At 32.5% G+C, this 14,047-nt stretch carries 16 protein-coding genes; 11 read left to right on the forward strand and 5 right to left on the reverse strand.

Annotated elements, in window-relative coordinates; all coding sequences use genetic code 11:
* Positions 1 to 40: 40 nt before the first annotated feature.
* The 5 genes from BUC29_RS11380 to BUC29_RS11395 form a co-directional block, all read right to left on the reverse strand.
* Positions 41 to 838 (reverse strand): rhomboid family intramembrane serine protease, encoded by a 798-nt coding sequence (locus tag BUC29_RS11380; protein ID WP_084538631.1) that lies wholly within the window; start codon positions 836 to 838, stop codon positions 41 to 43.
* The gene (mutL, locus tag BUC29_RS11385) at positions 835 to 2,751 is read right to left on the reverse strand and encodes a DNA mismatch repair endonuclease MutL (RefSeq protein ID WP_073416298.1); all 1,917 of its coding nucleotides are present in this window, start codon (positions 2,749 to 2,751) and stop codon (positions 835 to 837) included. Before mutL ends, BUC29_RS11380 begins: the two co-directional genes overlap by 4 nt.
* Positions 2,752 to 2,914: 163 nt before the next feature.
* Entirely contained in the window at positions 2,915 to 3,292 is a 378-nt protein-coding gene (locus tag BUC29_RS21345; RefSeq protein WP_139260488.1) for a hypothetical protein, read from the reverse strand.
* A gap of 6 nt (positions 3,293 to 3,298) precedes the next feature.
* The gene (ribH, locus tag BUC29_RS11390; RefSeq protein ID WP_073416299.1) at positions 3,299 to 3,871 is read right to left on the reverse strand and encodes a 6,7-dimethyl-8-ribityllumazine synthase; all 573 of its coding nucleotides are present in this window, start codon (positions 3,869 to 3,871) and stop codon (positions 3,299 to 3,301) included.
* Between the two features lie 80 nt (positions 3,872 to 3,951).
* A complete protein-coding gene (locus BUC29_RS11395) occupies positions 3,952 to 4,731 on the reverse strand; it encodes a tetratricopeptide repeat protein (protein ID WP_073416300.1) in 780 nt (259 codons plus the stop codon).
* A 240-nt stretch (positions 4,732 to 4,971) separates the two neighbouring features.
* On the opposite strand from BUC29_RS11395, the gene recF reads away from it, so the two are divergent.
* From recF to BUC29_RS11450, 11 genes are all read left to right on the forward strand, one after another.
* Positions 4,972 to 6,051, forward strand: coding sequence for a DNA replication/repair protein RecF (gene recF / locus BUC29_RS11400; RefSeq protein WP_073416301.1), 1,080 nt, complete (start codon positions 4,972 to 4,974; stop codon positions 6,049 to 6,051).
* Between the two features lie 113 nt (positions 6,052 to 6,164).
* Positions 6,165 to 6,839: a DUF2461 domain-containing protein gene (locus BUC29_RS11405; RefSeq protein WP_073416302.1), complete on the forward strand. Its 675-nt coding sequence runs from the start codon at positions 6,165 to 6,167 to the stop codon at positions 6,837 to 6,839.
* A gap of 90 nt (positions 6,840 to 6,929) precedes the next feature.
* The gene (locus BUC29_RS11410; RefSeq protein ID WP_073416436.1) at positions 6,930 to 7,973 is read left to right on the forward strand and encodes a glycosyltransferase; all 1,044 of its coding nucleotides are present in this window, start codon (positions 6,930 to 6,932) and stop codon (positions 7,971 to 7,973) included.
* A gap of 9 nt (positions 7,974 to 7,982) precedes the next feature.
* Positions 7,983 to 8,525 carry a hypothetical protein gene (locus BUC29_RS11415; RefSeq protein WP_073416303.1) on the forward strand — a complete coding sequence of 181 codons (543 nt, stop codon included), beginning with the start codon at positions 7,983 to 7,985 and terminating at the stop codon, positions 8,523 to 8,525.
* Positions 8,526 to 8,621: 96 nt separating this feature from the next.
* Positions 8,622 to 9,635, forward strand: a complete 1,014-nt coding sequence (murB, locus tag BUC29_RS11420) for a UDP-N-acetylmuramate dehydrogenase (protein ID WP_073416304.1) — start codon at positions 8,622 to 8,624, stop codon at positions 9,633 to 9,635.
* A gap of 32 nt (positions 9,636 to 9,667) precedes the next feature.
* Positions 9,668 to 10,168 (forward strand): hypothetical protein, encoded by a 501-nt coding sequence (locus BUC29_RS11425; RefSeq protein WP_073416305.1) that lies wholly within the window; start codon positions 9,668 to 9,670, stop codon positions 10,166 to 10,168.
* A gap of 10 nt (positions 10,169 to 10,178) precedes the next feature.
* Entirely contained in the window at positions 10,179 to 10,637 is a 459-nt protein-coding gene (locus BUC29_RS11430) for a GNAT family N-acetyltransferase (RefSeq protein ID WP_084538632.1), read from the forward strand.
* 9 nt (positions 10,638 to 10,646) lie between these two features.
* Entirely contained in the window at positions 10,647 to 11,261 is a 615-nt protein-coding gene (locus BUC29_RS11435; protein WP_073416306.1) for an FMN-binding negative transcriptional regulator, read from the forward strand.
* Positions 11,262 to 11,344: 83 nt separating this feature from the next.
* Entirely contained in the window at positions 11,345 to 12,451 is a 1,107-nt protein-coding gene (locus BUC29_RS11440; protein ID WP_073416307.1) for a glycosyltransferase, read from the forward strand.
* On the forward strand, positions 12,442 to 12,993 hold the full coding sequence (locus tag BUC29_RS11445) for an RNA polymerase sigma factor (protein ID WP_073416308.1): 552 nt from the start codon (positions 12,442 to 12,444) through the stop codon (positions 12,991 to 12,993). Before BUC29_RS11440 ends, BUC29_RS11445 begins: the two co-directional genes overlap by 10 nt.
* Positions 12,994 to 13,148: 155 nt before the next feature.
* Positions 13,149 to 13,979, forward strand: coding sequence for an energy transducer TonB (locus BUC29_RS11450; protein WP_073416309.1), 831 nt, complete (start codon positions 13,149 to 13,151; stop codon positions 13,977 to 13,979).
* The last annotated feature ends 68 nt before the right edge of the window (positions 13,980 to 14,047 follow it).

Below are 14,047 nucleotides of genomic sequence, written 5' to 3' on the forward strand. Positions count from 1 at the left end.
CTTCTTTTGGTTCTTAAATTTAATTAATTAAAGTTAAAAATTAATTCCATCGATTGTTGTTAAACTGATTTTTTTTCCAATATAACATCATTAAAAAACCAGCAACAGCACCACCAATATGTGCAAAGTGAGCAATTCCTGTTCCGCCGCTGCCAAACAAAGAACTTCCTTTTAAACCTAAAAACAAATCTATTGCCAGAAGTCCTGGAACAAAATACTTTGCTTTAATTGGAACCGGAATGAACAATAAAGCAAGCTGTGCATTAGGAAACATAAAAGCAAAAGCCGTAAGCAAACCGTAAATAGCTCCAGAAGCTCCTAATACACGAGACTGTACAATTGCGGCAGCCTGTCCTAAAACATTAAATTGTTCCTGAGTACAATGTGCATTTTTTAGAATAGCAGCAACTTCACCTTGTATAATTTCTCCAGATTCATATCTTGTATTCAAAATTAAATGTAAATCAGCTTTAGACAAATTTAAACCAGATACAGAATCAAGAAGCGAATGTAATTGCAAATAATTTATTCCGGTATGAAGTAAAGCCGCCCCAAGTCCGCAGGAAATATAGAAAAACAAGAATTTTTTGCCTCCCCAAAAATGCTCTAATGCAGATCCAAAGCTATATAATGCAAACATATTGAATAAAATATGCGCAAAATTTGGCCATGGCGCATGCATAAACATATGCGTAAAAATCTGCCATATCCTGAAATCATTGCTTTCCGGATAAAACAATGAAAAATATTCGTAGGAAATCGGCACCATTTGAGCACCAATAAAAAATATAATATTAATAATTAGCAGTTGTTTAACTACTGGAGTTATATTCATCATAAGGCAAATTTTTTATCTATATCTTCCACCCGCATGGTAATGAAAGTAGGTTTTTGAAAAGGTGAAATATTTGGATCTTTACAGGCAAACAAACCGTTTACCAAATTATCTTGTTCTTTTTCGGTTAAATAAGATCCGGTTTTAACCGCTAAACTTTTTGCCATCGATTTGGCAATGGTATCGTTTTGGCTGTAACTATTGGCAGGAATTCCGTCTTGTAAATCGCTTAATAACTGTTCGATTACAATAGAAACTTCACTTTCGGTAATATTTACCGGAATTCCGGAAATTACAATATGATCTGATTTTGCTTCTTCAAAAACAAATCCCGTTGTTTCTAATGAAGGTTTTAATTCTTCAATTAATTTCATCTCTGAAGAAGAATAAAACAAATCGAGCGGAAAAAGCAATTGCTGGCTCGAAGCCTGATTAACCGTCATATTAAGCAAAAATTGTTCGTATAAAATACGCTGGTGTGCTCGCTGCTGGTCAACGATTATCATCCCGGATTTAATTGGCGAAACAATATATTTTTTATGTATTTGATAGGTTTTCTGACTTGCCTGCTCTACTTCATCATCATTAAACAATGACGATGTTACTTCTTCATTTTCAAAGGCAAAAGGAAAACTTTCAACACTTTCAGGATTTTCGGTATCCAAACCAACATATAAACTTTCCCAGCTTGCTGTTGGTTCTACTCTTTTTGAATAACCGGAATATGAAGAACCCGATGATGATGAACCTGAACTATAACTTCCGGAACCTGATCCCGATTTTGTATAATGCTGATTGGTTTTATCATCTGTAAAGGGGTTAAATGTTCCGTCTACTTGAATTGTAGGAATCTCCGCTTCTACATCTTTATAATGATATGGCGTATCTAAATTAGCATCACGGTCAAAATCTAAAACCGGAGCCACATTAAACTGACCTAAACTATGTTTTATAGAAGCTCTTAAAATTGCATATAGAGCTTGTTCGTCATCAAACTTAATTTCTGTTTTTGTCGGATGAATATTGATATCGATTGTATTTGGCGGGACCTGCAGATATAAAAAATAACTTGGCTGACAACCATCTTTTAAAAGTCCTTCATAAGCAGCCATAACTGCATGATGCAGATAACCGCTTTTAATGAAACGATCGTTTACAAAAAAGAATTGCTCTCCCCTGTTTTTTTTGGCAAATTCGGGTTTGCATACAAATCCCTGAACATTTATAATTTCTGTATCTTCATTTACAGGAACTAACTTTTCATTGGTTTTGCCCGACATAATCCCAACAATTCGCTGACGATATCCCGAGGACGGAAGATTATACAATTCGCTTCCGTTATGATAAAAACTAAAATGAATATTGGGATGTGCCAGTGCTACACGCTGAAATTCGTCCATTACATGGCGAAATTCGACCGTATCTGATTTTAAGAAATTACGACGTGCCGGAATATTAAAAAACAAGTTTTTAACTGCAAATGAAGTTCCTTTTGGTAAAACCGCTACTTCCTGTGATACAAATTTACTTCCTTCAATAATAATATGCGTTCCCAGTTCGTCCTGCTCTTGTTTTGTTTTCATTTCCATGTGTGCAATTGCAGCGATAGAAGCCAGAGCTTCTCCACGAAAACCTTTTGTAGCAAGAGAAAATAAATCTTCGGCCTGACGGATTTTTGAAGTGGCATGACGTTCAAAACATAAGCGTGCATCGGTAACCGTCATTCCAACACCATTATCAATAACCTGAACTAATGATTTGCCGGCATCTTTTATAATCAATTTAATATCAGTTGCTTTTGCATCAACAGCATTTTCTAACAATTCTTTTACAACAGAAGCTGGTCTTTGAACCACTTCTCCTGCAGCAATTTGGTTAGCAACGTGATCAGGAAGTAATTGAATAATACTCGACATTAAGCAAAAATAGTTTTAAAGTTTAAGGTTTAAATTAGAAACCAAGAAGCACAAATTTAGTGAATTTCTCTTGGGTTTTTGAATATCGTCAATCATAAAAAAAACAAAAAACCTATACTATTATGACACAGTATAGGTTTTAATATTTTTAAAACAAATGTGTTTATTCTGTAATATAAAAGTGATTACCAAGTATATCTTTTAATCCGGCCAAAACCAACCAGATAAAGGTTGCAAAAAGCAATATTCCATATCCTGGTTTTAAACGACCAAGAGTCATATAGACAAGAAAGAGAGCAAATATGAATGAACTTACGCCAACTAAAAAAAGAAAAAATCTATTAGAGTCTTGTTCTCTAAATTCATTGATCGCAATTATTACCATACAAACTCCATAAATCCACATAAATATACTTATTGGAGAATCTGAAGACTCAGGATAACGTTCTAAGGTATTAAAAGAACTCCAAAAAATAAAAATGCTTAACAGGATTCTGGAAATTGCCCAAAAGACTCTTGTTTTACAGAAAAACTCATCCATAAATACTTATTCGTTCTCGATTTTTATTGGGGTTTCCTCTATTTGAAGTGCACCTGAAGACAATAAAGGCTGATTAAAAGGATGTGAAATAGATGCCTGCTGACGAATATAAGCCATTTTTATGGCAGCAATTGCAGCTTCGGTTCCTTTGTTTCCGTGAGCACCACCGCTTCTGTCAATTGACTGCTGCATATTATTATCTGTTAAAACGCAGAAAATAACCGGAATATCAGTTTGAACATTCAAATCTTTAATTCCTTGTGTAACGCCTTCGCATACAAAATCAAAATGTTTGGTTTCTCCCTGAATTACGCATCCAATTACAATAACCGCATCGACGTTTTGTGTTTGGAGCATTTTTTTTGCGCCGTAAATTAATTCGAAACTTCCCGGAACATTCCAGCGAATGATTTGCTGTGCAGGAACATCACAATCAATTAAGGCTTCAAAAGCGCCATTGTAAAGTCCTTCTGTTATAACATCGTTCCACTCAGAAACAACAATCCCAAATCGAAAGTCTTTCGCATTTGGGATTGTGTTTTTATCGTATTCTGATAAATTTTTATTTTCAGTAGCCATCTTTAATATTTTAGATATTGATTTTAGAATTTAGATTCTTAAATACAAATCTACAATCTTAAATCTAAAGTCTAAAATTTTTATTGCGCTAATCCAATCAAAGCATCTACAGAAGCTGCTTCCGGAGCTGCATCGAAGTTATCTTTAATATTGTTTAAGTATTTTAAAGCATCTTCTTTTTGTCCTAAAGCGATAGCAGTTTTAGCAGCTTTTAACAAGAAACGTGGCGTTGTAAAATCGTTTTTGTTAGACTCAGCAGCTTTTACATAATAATCTAAAGCTTCTTTTTGGTTATTTTTTTGAGAATAAGCATCTCCAATTGCTCCTTTTGCCAAAGCACTTAAGATTAAATCATCTGATTTAAATTCTCCTAAATACTTAATAGCATCATCAAATTTACCTGTATTTAAATATGCCATACCAGCATAGTAATTTGCTAAATTTCCAGCATCAGTTCCAGAATATTCGTCAGCAATTTTTACAAATCCGAATTTACCTTCAGATCCGTTTAATGCTAATTTGTATAATGAATCACTAGCAACACCATCAACAGCTTTTTGAAAGTTCTGTTGTGCAACAAACATTTCGTTTGCAGCTTCGTCTTGTTTAGGGTTTTCAATAAATTTTTGGTAAGCCAAATAACCAATAGTAGCAACTGCAATACCAGCAACTAAACCAATAATGATTTTTTGATTTTTAGCAACCCAATCCTCAGTTCTTGAAGCAGTTTCATCTAATTTAGAAAAAACACCAGCTGTTGTGCTGTCTTTTTCATCAATTACTACCTGTTGTTCTTCATTTACTTCTTTTACTTCCTTTTCTTTTGGTGCTTTATATCCTCTTTTATTGTAAGTAGCCATTTAAAATTAATTTAGTGAACGGCAAAAATAAAATTTTTCTTGAAACTGAGGCAAAAAAAATCAAAATTATCACTATTTTAAAAAAAATATTTTTGCCAAAGCTAAGTCCTTTCGCATCAGCGGTAAAATAAATCAACTTCAAACATTGCAAAAGCCCTTTATATCAATAAAATTAGATAATTTTACAGTCTCAATTTTACTGGTTCAAAACAGTAATTTCCTTTTAGAGTCTCTTAAAAAATGCATTTAAACAAAATTTCTTTATTCAATTATAAAAATTTCTCTGAAGCCAGTTTTGATTTCGACATCAAGATCAATTGTTTTGTTGGAAAAAACGGAATTGGAAAAACCAATGTACTGGATGCCATTTACCATCTTGCATACGGAAAAAGTTATTTTAATCCGCTTGCCGTTCAGAATATCAAACACGGAGAAGAGTTTTTTGTAATCGATGCTGAATTAGAAAAAAATGAGAGAGCGGAACAAATTGTATGCAGTTTAAAAAAAGGACAAAAGAAAGTTTTAAAAAGAAACGGAAAGCCTTATGATAAATTTTCAGATCATATAGGATTTATTCCGCTTGTAATTATTTCTCCTGCAGACCGGGATTTAATTGTTGAAGGAAGCGAAACACGCCGAAAATTCATGGACAGCGTTATTTCGCAGTTAGATTCAGCTTATCTGCATCAGCTTATTCAATATCAAAAAGTAATTGTACAGCGAAATGCCCTTTTGAAATATTTTGCTCTCAATCATATTTTCGACAACGACACCTTATCTATATATAATGAACAGTTGAATGAATATGGAAAATCGATTTTTGAAAAACGAAAAGATTTTCTGGAACAATTTATACCTATATTCAATAGACACCATCAGGCGATAACCGGCTCTGAAGAATCGGTACAATTGGTCTACGAAAGTAATTTGTTTGAAAAAGATCTTTTAACACTTTTACAGGAAAACATAAACAAAGACCGTGCATTACAATATACAACATCGGGAATTCATAAAGATGATTTGTCTTTTGAAATTGATTCTCATCCTATAAAAAAATTTGGTTCGCAAGGCCAGCAAAAATCATTTTTGATTGCTTTGAAACTAGCACAGTTTGAATTTTTAAAAAAACAAAGCGGTGTAAAACCTATTTTATTGTTTGATGATATTTTTGACAAACTCGACGAAACCCGCGTTGCTAAAATTGTCGAAATGGTAAACAGTGAAACTTTTGGACAGCTTTTTATTTCAGACACGCACCCTGAAAGAACAGAAGCTATTGTAAAATCGACGCACCAGACTTATAAGATATTTAACTTGTGATTTTTACAAATTAAAATTGATATAATTTGTACCAGCTTTTATAACTCATTAGAATCGGGAAATCATTAAATTAGCCTGAAAAACTTAAAAACAACTGCAATAAATTAAGAAATATGCTAACGAAAGAATCATTGCAATTTTTAGACGATTTAAAAAAGAACAACAATAGAGATTGGTTTCAGGACAACAAAAAACGTTATGAAATCTTCAAAAAAGATTATCATCAATTAGTAAGCGATTTTCTCGATGTAATGAAACCGCTTGATCCTTCTTTAGAATTATTAGAAGTCAAAAACTGTACTTTTAGAATTAATCGCGATATTCGATTTTCTAAAGACAAATCACCTTATAAAGCTCATTTAGGCGTTTGGATGTCGGCTGGTGCGAAAGGCGCAAATCGTTCCGGATATTATGTTCATATCGAAAAAGGAGCCAGTTTTATCGCCGGCGGGTTTTATTCGCCCGATGCTGAAGATTTAAAGAAAGTGCGTAAAGAAATTGCTTTTTTCTATGATGATTTGCAAGAAATCCTAAGCAATAAAGATTTCAAAAAAGAATTTGGAAGTCTGGATACAAACGAAAACAATTCCCTAAAAAGCATGCCCCGCGGTTACGAAAAAGATCATCCGGCTGCAGAATTCTTAAAATTGAAAAGTTTTACAGCTTCGCAAGTATATGATATTTCCGAAGTTACTCAAAAGGATTTTGTTTCAAAAATGAGTAAAAAATTAATTGCTCTAAAACCTTTAAACGAATTCATAAATCGTGCTTTAGAAACTGAAGAATAAAAAAAGACAGATCGCCACGAATTCACGAATTAATACTAATCAATTTTGCCAAAATAAATTCGTTAATTGGTGGCGAAAAAATATTTTACAATGAAAAGAAAAATACTTTTTCTTGGAGAATCGTATCGCGCTGATGCCATAACATGGATGAAAGGCTTAAAAGAATTTGGCGATTTTGAAATTATTACCTGGGAGCTTCAAACCCCAAACAACAAGAGATTCAAACGCATTTTAGAATATTTCTTCGCTCCAGTTTCTATTCGAAAAACCATCAAAAAAGAAAAACCAGACATGGTTATTGCTGAAAGAACCACAAGCTATGGTTTCTTAGCTGCATTGTCTGGTTCAAAAACCATTGCAATCGCACAACAAGGCCGAACCGATTTATGGCCGGAAACTTCCGTTTTGTATCCGTTTAAAAAGTTTATTCAGAAATATGCTTTCAAAAAAGCGCATTTAATTCATGCCTGGGGACCTGTTATGGCAATTCACATGAAAGCAGCTGGTGTTGATATGAATAAAGTTTTAGTTCTGCCAAAAGGAATTGACTTATCTCTTTTTACACCTTTTACAAATAATTCTAATAAAATTGAAGCGATTGTAACACGTTCTCTGCAGCCAGAATATCGTCATGATTCTATTTTAAAAGCTTTTGGAATTTTACATCAAAAAGGAATAGATTTTTCTTTGACGATTGTTGGCGATGGAACCCGATTACAGTTTTTAAAAGATTTAGCTACAGCACTTCAAATAGAAAATAAAGTAATTTTTACAGGAAGAATTCCGAATACTGAACTTCCTAAATTATTACAGCAATCAAATATCTATATCAGTATGCCAATAACAGAAGGCGTTTCGGCATCTCTGTTTGAAGCCATGGCTTGTAATTGTTATCCTGTAGTTTCTGATATTCCCGGAAATCAAAGCTGGATTACGCATCGTGAAAATGGTCAATTGATTACAATAGATGATATAGAAATGCTTGCAGATGAATTAATCTGGGCTTTTGAAAATCCTGAATCCCGAAATAATACAATTATCCGAAACAGAAAATTTGTTGAAGAAAATGCTAATTATGATATTAATATGAAGGTTATTTCGGAGAAATATCATGAGTTATTGGATTTAAAATAAAACAAAACCATGTCTCAACATACTTATAAATCTTCTATTGATTTTATTACTGATTTATGTTTTGAATATATTGAAACCTATTCATTTCAACGCGGGGAAGAATTTGAAAAGAACAATCAATTAAATCTAAGTGAATATGAAACATTACAACGAAGAAAACTTAGAAAAAATGATTTAACCAGCCCTCAAGAATTAAAGCTTAACGAATTAAAAAAACTTGTAGGTTTTACTCAATATATATTAAACGAAGAAGGAGAATTTCATTTTTCGAGTAAAAAAATAAACTCGTTTAAATCTACAGATAAGGAAGCAATTAATTTAAAAAACATTCTGAAAACGGAAATCAACGAAATTCCAGATTGGCTGTGTGCTCCCAAATATCGAGATGCTGTTGTATTCTATGACAAAAACAATAAAATAATTACAAGTCTAAATATTTGTTTAAGCTGCCAGTATATGGAAACAGAAATGTTTAATCATATAAATGGTGACAAATTAACTTATGATTTATTAAAACAATTCTTTATTGAGATTGGACATGATGTCGAATGACAAGCTTATTTTTAACAAAAACACATTTTAGTCAAAAGTGAACTCAAACAAATTATAATCCTTATTTTTGACCCAAGATTAAAACGCCTTTTATTTATGCAAATCCAATCCAATTTTTCTTTAAAAAAATATAATACTTTCGGCATTGAAGCCAGTGCTAAACAATTTGCCGCTGTTCATTCTATTGATGAATTGAGAACAGTTTTAGCAGAAAACAAAAACGAGAAAAAGTTTATTTTAGGAGGTGGAAGCAATATGCTTTTAACAAAAGACATTGATGCTTTGGTAATTCACATTGATTTAAAAGGCAAAGAAATCATTAAAGAAGACGATGATTTTGTCTGGGTTAAAAGTCAGGCTGGCGAAGTATGGCATGATTTTGTTCTCTGGACAATTGACAATAATTTTGGCGGACTGGAAAACATGTCTTTAATTCCCGGAAATGTCGGCACCACTCCGGTACAAAATATTGGCGCATACGGAGCCGAAATCAAAGATACTTTTGTTTCGTGCGATGCTATGAATATCGAAACTCAGGAAACAAAAACTTTTACTAATGCCGAATGTAATTTTGGATATCGTGAAAGTATTTTTAAACATGAAGTAAAAGACCAATTTATTATCACTTCGGTTATTTATAAATTGACTAAACGGAATCATAAAATCAATACATCTTACGGAGATATTTTGGCCGAGTTAGCTAAAAACAATATTTCTCAACCTACATTAAAAGATGTAAGCAACGCTGTTATTGCAATCAGACAAAGTAAGCTGCCAGATCCAAAAGAACTGGGAAACAGCGGCAGTTTCTTTAAAAACCCAATTTTATTGAAATCTGATTTCGAAAAAATTCATCAAAAATTCCCGGAAATGAAGTTTTATGAAGTTTCTCCAACCGAAGTAAAAGTCCCTGCGGGCTGGCTGATTGAACAGGCTGGTTTTAAAGGAAAACGTTTTGGCGATGCCGGAGTTCATAAAAATCAGGCTTTGGTTTTAGTGAATTACGGAAACGCAACCGGACAGGAAATTTTAGCTGTTTCAAAACAAGTTCAAAAAACTGTTTTTGAAACTTTTGGTATACATATTGAAGCAGAAGTAAACGTGATTTAAGACACTTTTACCAGCTTACCAACTAAATTTTAATGAAAGAATTAAATATCAAAGTTATTTTACTTCAAATATCAGGACTTATTTTCCTGATTAATGGTGTTTTACAACTTAAACTGTATACTGTATCCGAAAAAATTATCTGGGCAAAAACACATACACAGTATAAAAATTCAGAATATTGGAACAAATTACTGCCTTCAAAAGAAGGTATTTTTAACTTCTGGCCCAATGTATATGTCTGGATATTTGTTGGTTCGCTAATTGGTATTTGTATTTTAGCTTTTATAAATTGGAAAAGTAAACTTTCATCTTTAAACACTATTCTGGTTGCAATAATTTTATACATTCTTTTAAGACTGAAATTTTTTAGAAAAGAAATAATATCTCAATTGTTTCGTCCTGTAAGAACCTTATGTTCTGATGATTTTGGAACACAATGCTTAATCGAAGGCATAATTTTTACTTTTATTGGAGTAACGATTTTGTATTTAAGTGTTATTCAAATCTATCTGAAATCAAAAAAACTTAGCTGAAATTAGAATAATGACAGAAAAAATTTCCATCAAAATAACAAAACCAAATGAGGAAAAAGTTTTGTCAATTATAGAAGAATTGTCTGCAAATCTTTATCTTCGTTTCGGAAGCGATGGAAAAAATTCTTTTACAGACTGGCAATATAATAATTCGCATTTTGTATTTGTAACCGCAGAAATTGACAATGAAATTGTTGGCTGCGGCACCATTCGGCCAATAGAGGAAAATACCGGAGAAGTTAAACGAATGTATTCTAAATATTCTGGAAAGAAAATTGGACAAACTATTTTAATTTTTTTAGAAAATCATGCAAAAACAATTGGTTTTAAAAAACTAGTTTTAGAAACAAGAGTTAAAAATCAGGAAGCAATTCAGTTTTATCAAAAACAAGGATACAATATCATACCCAATTACGGCAAATACAAGGATAGACCAGAAGCCGTTTGCTTTGGAAAATCTTTAAAATAAATCCTAAAAATGTATACACCAGAATTATATAAGGATGAAGACCCAGAATCTATCAGAACTTTTTTAAGAGAAAATAGTTTTGGAATTCTGATTAACCAAACCAACGGACGATTATGTGCTACACATATTCCGATAGAATTAGAAATTAATGCTAATGGAAAAGAAATGCTGCAGGGACATATTTCTAAACTGAATCCACAGGCAGAAGGCTTTAAAGAAAACGATCAGGTTTTGGCCGTATTTACCGGACCACATAGTTACATTTCTTCTTCCTGGTACGATCACGAAAATGTACCTACGTGGAACTATATAGCCGTACATGTTTATGGACGAATAAAAATTGTAGATTACTCAACTTCGGTTGAACAGTTAAAAAAACTGGTTGATAAATACGAAGCCAATTCTAAAAATCCGGTTCGCGTTGAGAATTTATCCGAAAAAACAATGCGCGAAGCAAGAGGAATATTTGGTTTTGAAATAGAAATTGACGAAATTCAGGCGACAAAAAAGCTTTCTCAAAACCGCGACGACCATAATTATAAAAACATAATTTCGGAATTAGAAAAAACAGAAAACCCTCAGTCTATTGCTGTTGCAAAAGAAATGTCGAAATACCGAAAGTAAATTGGGAATTATATATTGTAAATTAGTAATTCATAACTACATTTGTTCTCGCAAAAATTCAATATTAACAGACATTAAATTATATGCTTATAACTTTATTTTACTTCTTTATTGCTGTTGTTTTTATCCAACTTTTCTATTATTTAGGGATTTTTGGAAAATTTGCTTTTGCTAAACCTCAAGACGTTACACCAAAAAACATTCCGGTTTCTGTAATTGTCTGCGCAAAAAATGAAGAAGAAAATGTAAAGAAATTTATTCCGTTATTGGCAGAACAAAATTATCCTGATTTTGAAATTGTCTTAATTGATGATGCTTCGAGCGATGAAACTCTGGAAGTTTTTGAAGAATTTGAGCAAAAATACCCTAACATTAGACTTGTGAAAGTTGAAAATAACGAAGCTTTCTGGGGAAATAAAAAATACGCTTTAACTTTAGGTATAAAAGCTGCAAAAAAAACTTATTTATTATTTACAGATGCAGACTGTTATCCAACTTCAAAAGATTGGATTACTTCAATGACATCTCAGTTTACTCAGGAAAAAACCATTGTTTTAGGCTATGGAGGATATGAGAAAATTGAAAATTCATTATTAAATAAAATAATTCGTTTTGAAACAGTTTTAACGGCTGTTCAGTATTTTTCATGGGCAAAAGCAGGGCTTCCATATATGGGAGTTGGAAGAAATTTAGCTTATAAAAAAGAAGAATTTTTTAACGTAAACGGATTTATTGACCATATTCAGGTACGTTCCGGCGATGACGATTTGTTTATCAATCAGGCGGCTAACAAAGACAACACTACAATAGCCTATATTCCGGAAAGTTTTACGTATTCAAAGCCAAAAGAGTCTTATAAAGATTGGTTTACTCAAAAAAGAAGACATATTTCTACAGCTCAATATTATAAGTTTTTTGATAAATTTCAATTGGGACTTTTCTTTTTGTCACAATTATTTTTCTTTTTATCAGTTATAGTTTTACTGGCTTTTCAATTTCAATGGATTGCCGTTGTAGCTATTTTAGCAACACGTTATACTGTAGTTTGGACCGTAATAGGTTTTTCTGCTGGAAAACTTAAAGAAAATGACATTAAAATTTGGTTTCCGGTATTGGAAATTGTGCTTATTATTACACAAATTAATATCTTTATAACTAATATCTTTTCAAAACCTGTATATTGGAAATAAATTCTAAAATAGAAAAAGCAAAAAAAGGTGACCAGGTCGCCTTTACTTTTTTATTAGATTATTTCTGGAACGAAGTTTACAGCTTCATGCTTAAACGTACAGAAAATGAAACTACTGCAGAAGATATTACCATTGAGACTTTCTCAAAAGCTTTTGACAGAATCGCTTCTTATAATCCGGAATTTCAGTTTAATACCTGGCTTATTGCTATTGCAAAAAATGTCTATATTGATTTATTGCGTAAAAAGAAAACCAATCTTTTTATAGAGATCACTGATACAGAAGATCAGCAGGCATACAATATTGCCGACACTACTCCATCTGCAGAAGATGCATTAATTAAAGAGCAAAATCTTTCCCGCTTGCTTTTATGCATCAAAGAATTAAAACCCCACTATCAGGAAGTAATTCAGCTTCGTTATTTTCAGGAAATGTCCTATCAGGAAATTGCTGACAAGATTAATGAGCCTTTAAGCAACGTAAAGGTAAAATTACTACGTGCTAAAAAATTACTTGCAGAAATCATCGAACGTAATAGATAATTTATTATCTTTAGAAAAAGAATAAGATATAATCATATTTTTTCTTAAAAAAACTATTTATTCACACACTAAAACAACAACTCTCACGTTGTTTGCTTAAACCCAATCCTAAACGCGTATGATTTAAAGTTACTTAACCTTAAAATCCAAAAATCATGTCTAAATTAAGCATCTATGAAAACAAGTGGACCGATCTTGTTTTCGAAAACAAAAACAAAGAGTACGGAGCGTATCAATTACGTCAGGAAAATTCTAAAACAACAGTAACTGCCTTATTTATGGCATTGTTGTTATTAACAGCCTTAGGAAGTGTATCGATGCTGATTAATAAATTCAGAGGGCATGAAATCATTGAGCCTGCTCCAGCTCCTTTTGACCCGGTTATCCGTTTAACCGATGTTGATCCTATAGTAATTCCAAAAACAAAGGACCCTGTTGCTCCTCCGGTACAATCAAATCCTCCGGCAGCAAATATCGAATCAACTCAGTTGACAAATCCGGTTATTGTATCACCTGATCAGGCTACACCAGACATTGCACCAAATACAGCCAACACTCCGCATGTCGACAATACAAACGGAACATCTGGTACTGTAACAAATACATTACCTGGAAACGGAGGAGAACCAGCAATTGCTGATCCGGGTGATGGTGGCTCTACCATTGTAAATACAAGTGTTTTAGACAAATTACCAGAGTTCCCTGGAGGAATGAAAAAGTTTTATACTTATGTTGGTAATAATTTTACTAAACCAGAATTGGATGCGGAAAGAACTTTGAGAGTTTATGTTTCATTCGTAATCGAAAAAGACGGTACAATGACTGATATTGTTATAAAAAATGATCCAGGATTTGGAATGGGAAAAGAAGCTGTTAGAGTTTTAAAATCATTAAAAACAAAATGGGTTCCAGGTATATTAGAAGGAAAACCGGTTCGTACGTTGTACAATCTTCCAATAACTATAAAAACAGGAGAAACTGAATAAAAAATATAAAAACATAACTTGTAGAGAAAAGCAGAACCTAAGGTTCTGTTTTTTTTTTATGGTTTAAA

The organism is Flavobacterium defluvii (assembly GCF_900129555.1).
Taxonomy (GTDB): domain Bacteria; phylum Bacteroidota; class Bacteroidia; order Flavobacteriales; family Flavobacteriaceae; genus Flavobacterium; species Flavobacterium defluvii.

Excerpts from the sequence above, each read along its gene's own strand:
- BUC29_RS11380 (WP_084538631.1), bottom strand. The coding sequence starts at position 838 with ATGATGAATATAACTCCAGTAGTTAAACAACTGCTAATTATTAATATT.
- mutL (WP_073416298.1), bottom strand. The coding sequence starts at position 2,751 with ATGTCGAGTATTATTCAATTACTTCCTGATCACGTTGCTAACCAAATT.
- BUC29_RS21345 (WP_139260488.1), bottom strand. The coding sequence starts at position 3,292 with ATGGATGAGTTTTTCTGTAAAACAAGAGTCTTTTGGGCAATTTCCAGA.
- ribH (WP_073416299.1), bottom strand. The coding sequence starts at position 3,871 with ATGGCTACTGAAAATAAAAATTTATCAGAATACGATAAAAACACAATC.
- BUC29_RS11395 (WP_073416300.1), bottom strand. The coding sequence starts at position 4,731 with ATGGCTACTTACAATAAAAGAGGATATAAAGCACCAAAAGAAAAGGAA.
- recF (WP_073416301.1), top strand. The coding sequence starts at position 4,972 with ATGCATTTAAACAAAATTTCTTTATTCAATTATAAAAATTTCTCTGAA.
- BUC29_RS11405 (WP_073416302.1), top strand. The coding sequence starts at position 6,165 with ATGCTAACGAAAGAATCATTGCAATTTTTAGACGATTTAAAAAAGAAC.
- BUC29_RS11410 (WP_073416436.1), top strand. The coding sequence starts at position 6,930 with ATGAAAAGAAAAATACTTTTTCTTGGAGAATCGTATCGCGCTGATGCC.
- BUC29_RS11415 (WP_073416303.1), top strand. The coding sequence starts at position 7,983 with ATGTCTCAACATACTTATAAATCTTCTATTGATTTTATTACTGATTTA.
- murB (WP_073416304.1), top strand. The coding sequence starts at position 8,622 with ATGCAAATCCAATCCAATTTTTCTTTAAAAAAATATAATACTTTCGGC.
- BUC29_RS11425 (WP_073416305.1), top strand. The coding sequence starts at position 9,668 with ATGAAAGAATTAAATATCAAAGTTATTTTACTTCAAATATCAGGACTT.
- BUC29_RS11430 (WP_084538632.1), top strand. The coding sequence starts at position 10,179 with ATGACAGAAAAAATTTCCATCAAAATAACAAAACCAAATGAGGAAAAA.
- BUC29_RS11435 (WP_073416306.1), top strand. The coding sequence starts at position 10,647 with ATGTATACACCAGAATTATATAAGGATGAAGACCCAGAATCTATCAGA.
- BUC29_RS11440 (WP_073416307.1), top strand. The coding sequence starts at position 11,345 with ATGCTTATAACTTTATTTTACTTCTTTATTGCTGTTGTTTTTATCCAA.
- BUC29_RS11450 (WP_073416309.1), top strand. The coding sequence starts at position 13,149 with ATGTCTAAATTAAGCATCTATGAAAACAAGTGGACCGATCTTGTTTTC.